Annotated in this window: 9 protein-coding genes, 1 tRNA gene and 2 rRNA genes (1 of these 12 only partly in view); 7 read left to right on the top strand and 5 right to left on the bottom strand. The window is 65.9% G+C overall.

Going from position 1 to position 12,651, the window contains the following annotated elements; genetic code table 11:
* Window positions 1-8: 8 nt before the first annotated feature.
* From ACQHGV_RS05850 to tyrS, 3 genes are all read left to right on the top strand, one after another.
* Entirely contained in the window at window positions 9-1,268 is a 1,260-nt protein-coding gene (locus ACQHGV_RS05850) for a peptidoglycan DD-metalloendopeptidase family protein (RefSeq protein WP_440979777.1), read from the top strand.
* 75 nt (window positions 1,269-1,343) lie between these two features.
* Window positions 1,344-1,775, top strand: a complete 432-nt coding sequence (locus tag ACQHGV_RS05845; RefSeq protein ID WP_440979776.1) for a hypothetical protein — start codon at window positions 1,344-1,346, stop codon at window positions 1,773-1,775.
* Between the two features lie 109 nt (window positions 1,776-1,884).
* A complete protein-coding gene (gene tyrS, locus ACQHGV_RS05840) occupies window positions 1,885-3,111 on the top strand; it encodes a tyrosine--tRNA ligase (RefSeq protein ID WP_440979775.1) in 1,227 nt (408 codons plus the stop codon).
* A 50-nt stretch (window positions 3,112-3,161) separates the two neighbouring features.
* Here the strand turns inward: tyrS and ACQHGV_RS05835 are convergent, their stop codons facing one another.
* Window positions 3,162-3,839, bottom strand: a complete 678-nt coding sequence (locus ACQHGV_RS05835) for a CDP-alcohol phosphatidyltransferase family protein (protein WP_183950646.1) — start codon at window positions 3,837-3,839, stop codon at window positions 3,162-3,164.
* A gap of 103 nt (window positions 3,840-3,942) precedes the next feature.
* Complete coding sequence (locus ACQHGV_RS05830) at window positions 3,943-4,875, bottom strand: sugar kinase (protein ID WP_440979774.1); 933 nt, start codon at window positions 4,873-4,875, stop codon at window positions 3,943-3,945.
* Window positions 4,876-5,336: 461 nt separating this feature from the next.
* On the opposite strand from ACQHGV_RS05830, the gene uxuA reads away from it, so the two are divergent.
* The 4 genes from uxuA (at window position 5,337) to ACQHGV_RS05810 (ending at window position 10,630) form a co-directional block, all read left to right on the top strand.
* Window positions 5,337-6,521 (top strand): mannonate dehydratase, encoded by a 1,185-nt coding sequence (gene uxuA, locus ACQHGV_RS05825; protein WP_440979773.1) that lies wholly within the window; start codon window positions 5,337-5,339, stop codon window positions 6,519-6,521.
* Entirely contained in the window at window positions 6,518-7,930 is a 1,413-nt protein-coding gene (gene uxaC / locus ACQHGV_RS05820) for a glucuronate isomerase (protein ID WP_440979772.1), read from the top strand. The genes uxuA and uxaC overlap by 4 nt, the downstream gene beginning before the upstream one ends.
* The gene (locus ACQHGV_RS05815; RefSeq protein ID WP_440979771.1) at window positions 7,927-9,312 is read left to right on the top strand and encodes a mannitol dehydrogenase family protein; all 1,386 of its coding nucleotides are present in this window, start codon (window positions 7,927-7,929) and stop codon (window positions 9,310-9,312) included. The genes uxaC and ACQHGV_RS05815 overlap by 4 nt, the downstream gene beginning before the upstream one ends.
* A gap of 544 nt (window positions 9,313-9,856) precedes the next feature.
* Complete coding sequence (locus ACQHGV_RS05810) at window positions 9,857-10,630, top strand: SDR family oxidoreductase (protein ID WP_440979770.1); 774 nt, start codon at window positions 9,857-9,859, stop codon at window positions 10,628-10,630.
* 184 nt (window positions 10,631-10,814) lie between these two features.
* Here the strand turns inward: ACQHGV_RS05810 and ACQHGV_RS05805 are convergent.
* From ACQHGV_RS05805 to ACQHGV_RS05795, 3 genes are all read right to left on the bottom strand, one after another.
* A tRNA-Met gene (locus ACQHGV_RS05805) sits at window positions 10,815-10,891 on the bottom strand.
* 115 nt (window positions 10,892-11,006) lie between these two features.
* Window positions 11,007-11,121: ribosomal RNA gene (gene rrf / locus ACQHGV_RS05800) — 5S ribosomal RNA — on the bottom strand.
* A 141-nt stretch (window positions 11,122-11,262) separates the two neighbouring features.
* Window positions 11,263-12,651, bottom strand: a 23S ribosomal RNA gene (locus ACQHGV_RS05795); it runs 1,403 nt beyond the window's last position.

Below are 12,651 nucleotides of genomic sequence, written 5' to 3'. Positions count from 1 at the left end.
TACGGGGCGTGGAACGGAAGCTGGGGATTATCGGCATCGGGATGCTGGTCACGGGGTGCATCCCCAATATGGAGCCGCCCGCCGGCTCCACCGCGCCCGCCCCGCCAATCGTCCAGCCGACCCCCGCCCCCGTCACGCCGCGAGCGACGCCGTCGCGTCCGCTGCCCACGCGCGCCACCCCGGTCACGCCCGCCCCGACGGCGCGCGACACGACACGCCCGGCGATCCGCCGCTCGGTCCCCGTGACGGCGACCCGGCCGGTGGCACGCCCCCCGGTCACCCGGCCTCCAGAGGCCCGCCCCCCAGCGACCCGCGCCATGGTCGAGGCGGCACCGCAAAAGCCGGTCGCGACGTTGCCAGCCCCCCGCCCCTCCTGGGAAATTCGGCCGGTCACGCCCGACGCGCGCGCCATTGCCGGCTCGACCTACACCGTCCGCCCCGGCGACACGCTGCGCAGCATTGCCGACCAGACGGGCGCCGGGACCGAGGCGATCGCGCGCGCCAATGCGCTGCCGCCGCCCTATATGGTGCGGATCGGTCAGAAGCTGATCATCCCAGGCGGGCGCTTCCACCTCGTCCGCCCCGGTGAGACCGGTATCGCGATCGCGCGCGCCTATGGCGTTCCCTGGTCGCAGATCGTCGACGCCAACGCGCTGACCGAACCCTATGTGCTGCGCGCGGGCCAGCGGGTCCTGATCCCCGGCGGCACGGTCGGCGCGCCCGCCAGCACCGCCGCCGAGCGGGCCGCCGCCTTCTCGCTCAACATCGACGACATCCTGACCGGCGGCGAACCGGCGCTGGCGAGCAACCAGGCCCCCGCCAAGCCCAGCACCACACCGTCGCGCGTCCTGCCGCCGACCGCCGTCGTCGCGGCGCCGGCGCGGCTCAGCTCGGGCTTCGTCTGGCCGGTCGAGGGCCGCGTGGTGAAGCGCTTCGGCGCAGGCTCCAGTGGCGAGCGCAATGACGGCATCAAGATCGCGACGCCGATCGGCACTCCGGTCAAGGCCACGGCGGACGGCGTCGTCGCCTATGTCGGCGACGGCATCGCCGCGCTCGGCGGGCTGGTGATCGTCAAGCATGGCGACCGCTGGACCAGCGTCTATGGCCATGCCTCCAAGCTGCTCGTCCAGCGCGGCCAGGCGGTCAAGCGCGGCCAGACGCTGGCCCTGTCGGGACAAAGCGGCTTTGCCGACCGGCCCGAGGTGCATTTCGAGCTGCGGCGGGGCCGCACGCCGGTCGATCCGCTGAGCCAGCTTCCGCGTCGCTGACCCCCGTTAAGGAACGCGACAGCGCCTTGCCGGTTAAATGCCGGCATGGGGCCGCTGCCCCGAAGGAGTTGGCGTATGAAGAAATTCCTGCATGTCTTTGCCATTCTGGGCCTTTCGGTCGCCGGCGTGGCTACCACCACCGCGCTCCCCGTATCGGCGGCGCAGGCCCAGTCCTGGCGCGACGGACCGCGTTACGACCGCGATCGGGATCGCCGCGACTGGCGTGACGAGCGGCGCGACCGCCGCGACTGGCGCGACGATCGTCGAGGCGACCGGGGCGACTGGCGTGGTGAGCGTCGCGGATGGCGCGACGATCGTGGCTGGCGCGGTAATGGTTGGCAGGCGCGCCGCGATGCGCGGGTCGCGCGCGAATATGACCGCGCACGCCACAACCCGGGCTATGTCGATCCCCGCTCGCAGGGCGACTATACCAACTATACCGGCCGGGGTTCGGGCTACCGCCCCTGCACCTATGTCGAGCGTGGCGGGCGCACCGTCTGCCGCTAAGCCCTGGCCAGGGCCGTAACGAAGGAGCGCGGGTGGTCCGTCCACCCGCGCTCCATTTGTATCGGCGGAGGGTGACGAACGCGGAACGGCGGTGTAACGGATCGCCATCATGACGTACCAGTCCGACCTGCTTCGCACCCTGGATGACCGGGGCTACGTCCACCAGATGACCGACGCCGCCGCGCTCGACCGGCTGGCCGCAGGCGGCGTGGTCCCCGGCTATATCGGCTTCGATCCTACCGCCCCGTCGCTGCATGTCGGTAGCCTGGTGCAGATCATGCTCCTGCGCCGGATGCAACAGACCGGGCACAAGCCGATCGTGCTCATGGGCGGCGGCACCGGCAAGATCGGCGATCCCAGCTTCAAGGACGAGGCGCGCAAGCTGCTGGGCGAAGACGGGATCAAGGCCAATGTGGCCTCGATCAAGCGTATCTTCGAACGCTTCCTGACTTTCGGCGACGGTCCCACCGATGCGGTGATGGTCGACAATGCCGACTGGCTCGACGCGCTGGAATATATCCCCTTCCTGCGTGAGGTAGGGCAGCATTTCTCGGTCAACCGGATGCTGTCGTTCGACTCGGTGAAGCTGCGCCTCGACCGCGAGCAGTCGCTCAGCTTCCTCGAATTCAACTATATGATCCTCCAGGCCTATGACTTCCGCGAGCTGGCGCAGCGCCATGGCTGCCGCCTGCAGATGGGCGGGTCCGACCAGTGGGGCAACATCGTCAACGGTATCGAGCTGGCCCGCCGCATGGACGGGACCGAAGTGTTCGGCGTCACCACCCCGCTGATCACCACGGCGGACGGCGGCAAGATGGGCAAGACCATGGCCGGCGCGGTCTGGCTGCACGAGGACCAGTTGCCGCATTTCGATTACTGGCAGTTCTGGCGCAACACCGACGACCGCGACGTCGGCCGCTTCCTGCGCCTGTTCACCGACCTGCCGCTGGACGAGATCGCGCGCCTTGAGACGCTGGAAGGTGCCGAGATCAACGAGGCCAAGAAAATCCTGGCGAATGAGGCGACCGCGATGTGCCGGGGCCGCGCCGCCGCCGACGAAGCCGCCGAGACGGCACGCCGGACGTTCGAGGAAGGCGCCGCCGGCGCCGCGCTGCCGAGCTTTGCGGTGGCGGGCGGATCGATCGGGATCGTCGATGCGCTGATCGGACTGGGCTTCGCCAAGTCGAAGGGCGAGGCGCGCCGCCTGATCGCGGGCGGCGGTGCGCGCATCGATGGCGAGAAGGTGGCGGATGAGAGCGCCGTCATCGCCATCGGCGCAGAGCCGGTGAAGCTGTCCTCGGGCAAGAAGCATCACGGTCTGCTGACCGCGGGCTGAGCCGCTGATCGCCTCGACCGGTCGTCGTCATCGACGACGACCGGCATGGGTCAACGCCGGTCGGTCACCGCCAGCTGCTTGGCGACCGCGAAGGTCTGGATGACGAACAGTAGGATCAGGCCGCCGCCGATCCCGCCGATCAAGATGTCGAAGCCCGAGACGTTGCCGATCAGGTCCTTGGTCGGATCATCGAACATCATCGCGACCGTCAACAGCATCAGGAACAGGCGAAGCTCGGTCGGCCCCGCCGCCATATAGGACAGCCGCAGTTCGCCGATCACCCGCGCGGCGAGGAAGGCGTGCATCGACATCAGGAAATAGCCGGCCAGCGCGATCAGCGCGACGTTCATGCCGACAAAGGGCGACAGGCCGATGCCCAGCACGATCATCAGATTGGCCAGCCCGTCGCAGCTGTGATCGAGGAAATAGCCATAGGATGGCCGCTCGATCTTGCGATAGCGCGCCAGACTGCCGTCGAGCGAGTCGCCGAACCACTGCACCGCATAACCGGCCAGCGCCAGCAACAGCCAGCCCGGCCCCATATTGCTGGCGACATAGCCGACAAAGACCAGCGCGGCCCCGGCCATGCCGATCGCGGTCAGCCGGTCGGGGGTCATGGCGGCGGGCATCCTGGCGCACAGCCAGTTCAAGATCCGACGTTCGGTGGTTGCGAGCCAGTTCTGCTGAATGCGGTCAAGCGGCTGCGGCGTTTGTAACCGTTGTGTCATAGGCCGTTATGCAGCAAGCTCCGTCATTGCGCAACGGGTTGAAAACACGCGCCTCTGCCATTGATCGCATGGGATAGCCCGTTTGGCGACGGGCGCCGGCCCCTCATTCTGGACGCGAATAGGGTGCCTCCGCATCGCGGTCGGGCACCGCGCCGCGCCGCCGGATCACCCAGCCCGCCAGACGATGGCCCGCCGCCGCCGCCTCGACCGGCGGCACGCCCGCCATCCGTGCCAGCAGATAGGCCGCGTTGAAGGCGTCGCCCGCGCCGCTCGTATCGATGGGAACCAGCGATGCGACGGGCGCGACGACCTGCCCCCCGGTCAACCGGCAGCCGGCCGCACCCATCTTCACCACCATCTCCTGTGCGCCCGCCGCGCGCCAATGCGCCTCGACCGCCGCCGCATCCGGCTCGCCGCTCAGCAGGGCTTCGTCCTCGGCGGTCGGCAGCCCGATCGTCGCACAGCCGATCGCCGCGTCACGCCAATGCGCGGCCTCCGCGGGATCGCGCCACAAAGTGGGCCGGTAATTGCCGTCGAACGCCACGGTCCGTCCCGCCGCCCGCAATTGCCGCGCTACATCGAGCAGCGCATGGCGCCCGTCCTCGGGCAGGACGGCCAGACTGATGAGCGAGAAATAGAACAGGTCCGCCGCCATCGCGCGCGGCAGCAGCGTGGCGGCATCGGGCAATTCGAAGAAGCGCCGCGCCGCGCTATCGCTGCGCCAATAGGCGAAGCTGCGCTCGCCCGACGCATCGGTCCGGATCGCGTAGAGGCCGGGCATCCGACTGGGATCGCGCAGCACCATCGACACGTCGAGACCGTCATCCGCCCAGGCACGGAGCAGATCGTCGCTGAAGGGATCGGTCCCGAGCGCGGTGGCATAGGCGACCTCCGCCCCCGAACGCGCCATGTGCAACGCCGTGTTGAGCGTGTCCCCGCCATAGCTCAGCCGCCAGCCCTGGCCGCGCGCCGTGCCGCCCATCGCGCCGCCACCGGACAGTTCGATCATGCCCTCGCCGATGATGACTGCCCGCATCCCATCTCTCCTTGTCGTACCTGGCCTTGTCTAACCATGCCGTGCGGGATTGGCCAGCATGGTGCAATTGGTAAGATAGGATGGTGAGACATCCAGGCGCGCACCGAGCCCCGCGAAGCCCCAGCGAATAGCCAGCCGGCACCGACACGCCCATTATTCCTCCCCTGCAAGGGGAGGTGGCAGGCCGTAGGCCTGACGGAGGGGTGTCCCGGTACGAGATGTTGTACCGCCCCCTCACGGACCGGGGACATCCCTCCACTATCCTGCGGATGGTCCCCCTCCCCTTACAGGGGAGGAAAGGAAGTATGCCCGCCAAGACGTCGATTCGGTCACGTTGCCATTAAGGAAAATTGGTTGGACCAGATGACAGCAGAAAGAATATCGGTCATACCAATTTTGCATCTGGCGGGCGTCCTGCTCCGCCCCGATCGGTTCATACCCATCTACAGGATTTGTCGCCCATGCCCTCCAGACTAATGACCCAGGCGATGCGCTGGTTCGGCCCCAGCGATCCTGTGCCCCTGGCGCATATCCGGCAGGCGGGCGCGACCGAGGTGGTCACTGCGCTCCATCACCTGCCCAACGGCGTGGTCTGGCCGCGCGCCGAAATCGCCGCGCACCGCGTGCTCATCGAGGCGGCGGGGCTCGCCTGGACCACGGTGGAGAGTGTGCCGGTGCACGAGGCGATCAAGACCGCCGGCCCGGAGCGCGACGAGCTGTTCGACAACTACGCGGCGACGCTGCGCCATCTGGCGGCCGAGGGCATCACCACCGTCACTTATAACTTCATGCCATTGCTCGACTGGACCCGCACCGACCTCGCCTGGGAATTGCCTGATGGCGCGCGCGCGCTGCGCTTCGAGCTGGAGGCGGTGGCGGCCTATGACATCCATATCCTGCGTCGCCCCGGTGCGGCCGGCGATTATACGCCGGAGACGATCGAGGCCGCCGCGCGCCGCCACGCCGCGATGGACGATGACGCCCGCCGGCATCTGGAACGTACGATCATCGCCGGCCTGCCCGGCAGCGAGGAGAGCTTCACCTCCGCCCAATTCCTGGCGGCGATCCAGACCTATGCCGATACCGGCCCCGAGCGGCTGCGCGCCAACCATATCGCCTTTCTGGAGGCGATGTGCCCGGTGGCCGAGGAGTGCGGTATCCAGCTGGTGGTCCATCCCGATGATCCCCCCTTCCCCATTTTCGGCCTGCCGCGCATGGTCAGCACCGAGGCGGATGTGACCGCGTTGTTCGATGCGGTGCCGAGTGCGGCCAACGGCCTGTGCTTCTGCACCGGTTCGTTCGGGGTCCGTGCGGACAACGACCTGCCCGGCATGGTCCAGCGGCTGGGATCGCGGATCGGCTTCTTCCATTTGCGCAGCGTCCAACGCGAGCCGAACGGTGCCTTTCACGAGGCGGCGCATCTGGAAGGGAGCGCGGATATGGTCGAAGTGGTGGACGAGATCGTCCGGCTTCAGCAACGCGAGGATCGTTCGATCGTCATGCGCCCCGATCACGGCCATCAGATGATCGACGACCTGACCAAGGTCACCAATCCCGGCTATTCGCTGCTCGGGCGGATGCGCGGACTGGCCGAATTGCGCGGGCTGGAACGCGGGCTGCTGCATGGAAAGGCGAATGGACGATGACGCGACCACTGGAACTCCACCCCGACCGGCTGTTCCCCGCCGATCCGGACACCCGTGCCATCGCCCGCACGCTCTATGCCGGCATCCGCGACCTGCCGATCGTCAGCCCGCACGGCCATACCGATCCGCGCTGGTTCGCGACCGATGCGCCGTGGGAAAATGCGACCACCCTGCTGCTCGCGCCCGATCATTATGTCTTCCGGATGCTCTATTCGCAGGGCGTCTCGCTCGACGCGCTCGCGATCCCGCATCGCGGCGGCACCCCGGCGACCGATCCCCGCGCCGCCTGGCGCACCTTCGCGACGCATTACGACCTGTTTCGCGGCACGCCGACGCGGATGTGGCTCGACCATGTCTTTGCCGAGGTGTTCGGCATCGATGTCCGGCTGGAGGCCGACACCGCCGATCATTATTACGATATGATCAACGCGCAGCTTGCCACCGACGCCTTTCGTCCGCGCGCGCTGTTCGACCGGTTCCGTATCGACTTCCTCGCCACGACCGAGGGGGCGCAGGACAGCCTCGACCCGCATCATGCGATCCGCGCCTCGGGCTGGGGCGGCCGGGTCGTCACCACCTATCGCCCCGACGGCGTGATCGATGTCGAGCATGAGCAGTTCGCCGGCGCGCTGGAGACGTTCGCCGCGTTGACGGGCGAGGATGTCCATAGCTGGTCGGGCTATCTCGCCGCGCACGCCAAGCGTCGCGCCGATTTCCGTGCGGCCGGTGCGACCGCGACCGATCATGGCCACCCGACCGCGCGCACCGCCAATCTGTCGCAGGCGGAGTGCGAGGCGCTGTTCGCCCGGATCGTCGGTGGCCGCTGGGACGCGGCCGATGCCGAGCTGTTCCGCGCGCAGATGCTGACCGAGATGGCGAAGATGAGCGTCGAGGACGGCATGGTGATGCAGATCCATCCCGGATCGTTCCGCAACCACAATGCCGGCTTGTTCGCCAGCCATGGTCGCGACAAGGGCGCCGACATTCCGGTGCGCACCGAATATGTCCAAGCGCTGAAACCCATGCTCGACGTGGTTGGCAACGAACGCGACCTGACCATCATCCTCTTCACGCTGGACGAAAGCGTCTATGCGCGCGAGCTGGCGCCGCTGGCGGGCCATTATCCCTGCCTGAAGCTCGGCCCCGCCTGGTGGTTCCATGACAGTCCGGAGGGGATGCGCCGGTTCCGCGAGATGACGACCGAGACCGCCGGGTTCCGCAACACGGTCGGCTTCAACGACGACACCCGCGCCTTCCTCTCGATTCCCGCGCGACATGACGTCGCGCGGCGGGTCGACTGCGCGTTCCTCGCGCGGCTTGTCGCCGAGCACCGGATCGAGGATTGGGAAGCCGCCGAACTGGCGCAGGAATTGACCAGCACGCTGGTCCGAAAGGCGTACCGGATATGAGACTGTCTTCCGCCGCCCTGGCGCAGCTTCGCCCCGATGTCACACGCCCGGCCTATGACCGCGACGCCCAGGCGACCGGCATCGTCCATCTGGGCATCGGCGCCTTTCACCGCGCGCATCAGGCGGTCTTTACCGACGACGCCATGGCGGCGGGCGACCGCGACTGGGCGATCACCGGCGTATCGCTCCGCTCGCCCCAGGTGCGCGACGCGATGGTGCCGCAGGACGGGCTCTATTCGGTCACCACGCGTGGCGGTCCTTCGGGCGACGAGACCCGGATCATCGGCGCGGTCCGCGATGTCATCGTCGTGCCCGAAAACCCCGGCGCGCTGGCCGCGACGCTGGCGGCGGCCTCAACCCGGATCGTGACGCTGACCGTCACCGAAAAGGGCTATCTGCGCGGCCCCGATGGTCGGCTCGACCTCGACGCGGCACATCGGGGGCAGACGATCTACACAATCCTCGCCGCCGCGATGCGCGCGCGGCGGCTGGGCGGCATTGGCGGGCTGACCATCCTGTCCTGCGACAATCTGGCGGACAATGGCCGGGTACTGGGCGAGCTGCTCCAGGCCTATTGCGAGCGCCATGCACCCGAGGAGGCGGCTTGGTTCGCCAGCGAGTGTGCCTGCCCCTCGACGATGGTCGATCGTATCGTACCTGCGACGCAAGAATCGGATTATGCCTCGGCCGCCGAACGGCTGGGGCTTCGTGACGAGGCGGCGGTGGTCACCGAGCCGTTCCGCCAATGGGTGATCGAGGATCGCTTCGCCACCCCCCGCCCGGGCTGGGACCGGGTAGGCGCGGAGCTGGTCGGCGATGTGCGTCCCTATGAGACCGCCAAGCTGCGGATGCTGAACGGCGCGCATTCGGCGCTGGCCTATCTCGGGCTGGCGGCAGGGCACAGCTATGTCCATCAGGCGGTCGCCGATCCCGCACTGTTCCCGCTGGTCGAGCGGCTGATGCGGGTGGAGGCGGCGCGCACGATCGCCGCCGCGCCCGATCAAGACCTCGACGCTTATGCTGATGCGCTGCTCGCCCGGTTCCGCAACACCGCCCTGCCGCACCGGCTGGCCCAGATCGCCATGGACGGATCGCAGAAGATCGGCCAGCGCTGGCTGGAAAGCCTGACCGTCAACCGTGCGCGCGGGCAGGATTGCCCGGCGACGCTGACGGCGCTCGCGGCGTGGATCATCCATGTGCGCGGTGACAACGGGCGGGTCGACGATCCGATGGCCAAGCAACTACACGCCATCTGGAAGGCGGCGGGCCGTGACGGCATCGCGGCGGCGCTGTTCGGTGCCGGTGGCCTGTTCGCATCCCACTGGACCGCGTCAGAGCAGGACCTGCAGGTGCTGACGGACCTGATAGCCGCACGGCGGTGATGAGCCCTCCGCTTCCCTTGGATGAGCGGCGGAACTTGGCTCTGCCCGTCTGCAAAAAGCCGTGGCGTCCAGATCGAACGCGGCCAGCATCGCAAAGAGCGGATCATAGCGCCACGCCTCCGCGCGCGGCCCGATCGACAGCGTGCATGAGATGCCGCCAACCCAAGCCTGTGGTCCCGCCATGCTAACGGCAGCGCCGACCATGCGGCTGTTGAGCAGGTCGGCTCAAAGCGCGATTACCACGCCTGCCGGCATTTGCGCCCACGCCGGACAGTGTGATGCCCGCAAAGGCCATCCGCAAAGCCAAGATGGGACGAAAGTCGAACGTCTGCGAAGTCAGCCCGACACCCCTTCGCCGTTTCAGGCAAGTCGGTTGGCAAGAAGCGGCCTTACCATCTGAAAGGGCGGAACGAATAGAGCGTCGCTCTGATTGCCCCTGAGCAAAGGATCAAGCGCGATCGTCCGGCGTTTGGCTGCTTCGAAGTTCTTGATCCGGCTCCACCTTTGCCGAGCCGATCAGGGCTTACGACTTGGAGAACCACCTATGAAAACCCATGGCAATACGATCCTGATGACCGGCGGCGGCAGCGGGATCGGCGAGGCACTTGCCCACCGCTTTCACGATCGCGGCGATACGGTCATCATCGCCGGCCGCCGGCAAGAGGCCCTGGACCGCGCGGCCAAGGGGCGTGAACGAATTCACACCGCCGTGCTGGACGTCGAGGACATCGCTGCCGTCGACGCCTTCGCAAAAAAGATTATCGCCGACTTTCCCGCTTTGAACATACTGTTCAACAATGCCGGGATCATGAAGTTCGAGGACCTGACCGGCCGCCGCGACCTGTCCGATGCCGAAGCCACGCTCGCCATCAACGTCCTCGGCCCGATCCGCTTGACCAACGCGCTGATCGATCACCTTGTCGACCAGCCGGATGCGGCGATTGTCAACGTTACCTCCGGCTTGGCCTTCGTACCGCTGGTAGCCGCACCGACCTATTCGGCGACCAAGGCGGCGATTCACTCCTACACCGTGTCGCTGCGAACCCAGTTGGAAGGCAAGGTCGAAGTCATCGAACTGGCCCCGCCGGGTGTGCAGACCGACCTGACGCCGGGCCAAGCCAACCGCCCCGGCTATATGCCGCTCGACGCCTTCGCCGATGCGGTCGCCGCGCAATTGGCCCAGCACCCGACCCCGTCGGAGATACTGGTCGATGAGGTCATGGATTTCCGTCAAGCCGAACGCCGGGGCAAATTCGACGAAACGCTCGAAATGCTGACCAAGCGCGCGGCCGAGCAGCGCAAGGCCGGCGGCAACTAACGCATGTCGCATCCCTGACGTGGCCGTTCGCTGGTATTGATATGCCACCAGTGTTCGGCCCGTGTGACGTGAGACCGCGACCGTAACTGGGCGCAGCGGGACACGCCAGCCGAACGCAGGAGAGCCCCGGAGCGGTGAAGCTACGGGGCTGTTACGACTGCGGCTGTGTTTGCGTGTGGGGGGATGGTTGCGGGGGCAGGATTTGAACCTGCGGCCTTCAGGTTATGAGCCTGACGAGCTACCGGGCTGCTCCACCCCGCGTTAGCTGAGCCGCACGGCGGCACGCTTCACGCGTGGTGTCGTGGGGCTTAGCGCTCCGGGCTGAGACGCCCGAGGAGACGATGTGAATGGGTTTTGTGTGTTCGCGGACTGTAATGCCTGGCGACGCCCTACTCTTCCACTGCTTGAGCAGTAGTACCATTGGCGCAGTCGGGTTTCACGGCCGAGTTCGGGATGGGATCGGGTGGGACACCGACGCTATGGCCACCAGGCAATAGAGTCCGCGAATACTGATCCCCATCAGGTGGTACCTGGTGGGGAAATGGGGGTTAAAATCGATGCGTGCACTGGCTGGATTTGCTGACCAGACCCTCAGTCTATCAGCCCAGGGCTGATGGTGGGGGTGTGGAGCTCTCAAGCGCGAATAGGACAATTAGTATCGGTTAGCTCCATGCGTTACCGCACTTCCACATCCGATCTATCGAGGTCGTGGTCTTCGACCGTCCTGAGAAATCTTATCTTGAGGGAGGCTTCCCGCTTAGATGCTTTCAGCGGTTATCCCGTCCGTACATAGCTACCCTGCTGCGCCGTTGGCACGACGACAGGTACACCAGAGGTACGTTCAACCCGGTCCTCTCGTACTAGGGTCAACTCCTCTCAAATTTCGACGCCCACGGCAGATAGGGACCAAACTGTCTCGCGACGTTCTGAACCCAGCTCACGTACCACTTTAATTGGCGAACAGCCAAACCCTTGGGACCTGCTCCAGCCCCAGGATGTGATGAGCCGACATCGAGGTGCCAAACAACCCCGTCGATATGAGCTCTTGGGGGTTATCAGCCTGTTATCCCCGGCGTACCTTTTATCCGTTGAGCGATGGCCCTTCCACGAGGGACCACCGGATCACTATGACCGACTTTCGTCTCTGCTCGACTTGTCAGTCTCGCAGTCAGGCTGGCTTATGCCATTGCACTCTAACAGACGGTTTCCAACCGTCCTGAGCCAACCTTCGCGCGCCTCCGTTACTCTTTAGGAGGCGACCGCCCCAGTCAAACTACCCGCCACAGAGGGTCCCTGTACCGGTTTCACGGTACGAGGTTAGACATTAAACAACAACAGGGTGGTATTTCACCTATGGCTCCACATCGGCTGGCGCCAATGCTTCAAAGCCTCCCACCTATGCTACACAGTTCTTGTCCAATGCCACTCTGAAGCTGCAGTAAAGGTGCACGGGGTCTTTCCGTCTAACCGCGGGTACTCCGCATCTTCACGGAGAATTCAATTTCGCTGAGCATGTCCTGGAGACAGTGGGGAAGTCGTTACGCCATTCGTGCAGGTCGGAACTTACCCGACAAGGAATTTCGCTACCTTAGGACCGTTATAGTTACGGCCGCCGTTTACCTGGGCTTCATTTCAGAGCTTGCACTCCTCCACTTAACCTTCAGGCACCGGGCAGGCGTCAGGCCCTATACGTCGTCTTGAAGCCGACTTAGCAGAGCCCTGTGTTTTTGCTAAACAGTCGCTACCCCCTGGCCTGTGCCCCCCATAAGTGCTTGCGCATATATGGGGCCTCCTTCTTCCGAAGGTACGGAGGCAATTTGCCGAGTTCCTTCAGGACACTTCTCTCAAGCGCCTTGGTATACTCTACCTGACCACCTGTGTCGGTTTCGGGTACGGTCTATACGGTGGGGCTATTTCCCGGGACCTCTTCGAGGCACGTCCAATCCGATAAGGACGTACAACACACGAGATCCGTCACACACCACCAGGCCCACGAATATTAACGTGGTTCCCATCGACTA

Origin of the sequence: Sphingomonas pseudosanguinis (assembly GCF_052056765.1) — a bacterium.
Classification (GTDB): domain Bacteria; phylum Pseudomonadota; class Alphaproteobacteria; order Sphingomonadales; family Sphingomonadaceae; genus Sphingomonas; species Sphingomonas pseudosanguinis.
This window is presented reverse-complemented; position numbering and strand designations above follow the sequence as displayed.

Bases quoted from the DNA above. Each gene is read 5' to 3' on its own strand.
- ACQHGV_RS05810 (WP_440979770.1), top strand. From the start codon at position 9,857: ATGAAAACCCATGGCAATACGATCCTGATGACCGGCGGCGGCAGCGGG.
- ACQHGV_RS05845 (WP_440979776.1), top strand. From the start codon at position 1,344: ATGAAGAAATTCCTGCATGTCTTTGCCATTCTGGGCCTTTCGGTCGCC.
- ACQHGV_RS05835 (WP_183950646.1), bottom strand. From the start codon at position 3,839: ATGACACAACGGTTACAAACGCCGCAGCCGCTTGACCGCATTCAGCAG.
- ACQHGV_RS05815 (WP_440979771.1), top strand. From the start codon at position 7,927: ATGAGACTGTCTTCCGCCGCCCTGGCGCAGCTTCGCCCCGATGTCACA.
- uxuA (WP_440979773.1), top strand. From the start codon at position 5,337: ATGCCCTCCAGACTAATGACCCAGGCGATGCGCTGGTTCGGCCCCAGC.
- uxaC (WP_440979772.1), top strand. From the start codon at position 6,518: ATGACGCGACCACTGGAACTCCACCCCGACCGGCTGTTCCCCGCCGAT.
- ACQHGV_RS05830 (WP_440979774.1), bottom strand. From the start codon at position 4,875: ATGCGGGCAGTCATCATCGGCGAGGGCATGATCGAACTGTCCGGTGGC.
- tyrS (WP_440979775.1), top strand. From the start codon at position 1,885: ATGACGTACCAGTCCGACCTGCTTCGCACCCTGGATGACCGGGGCTAC.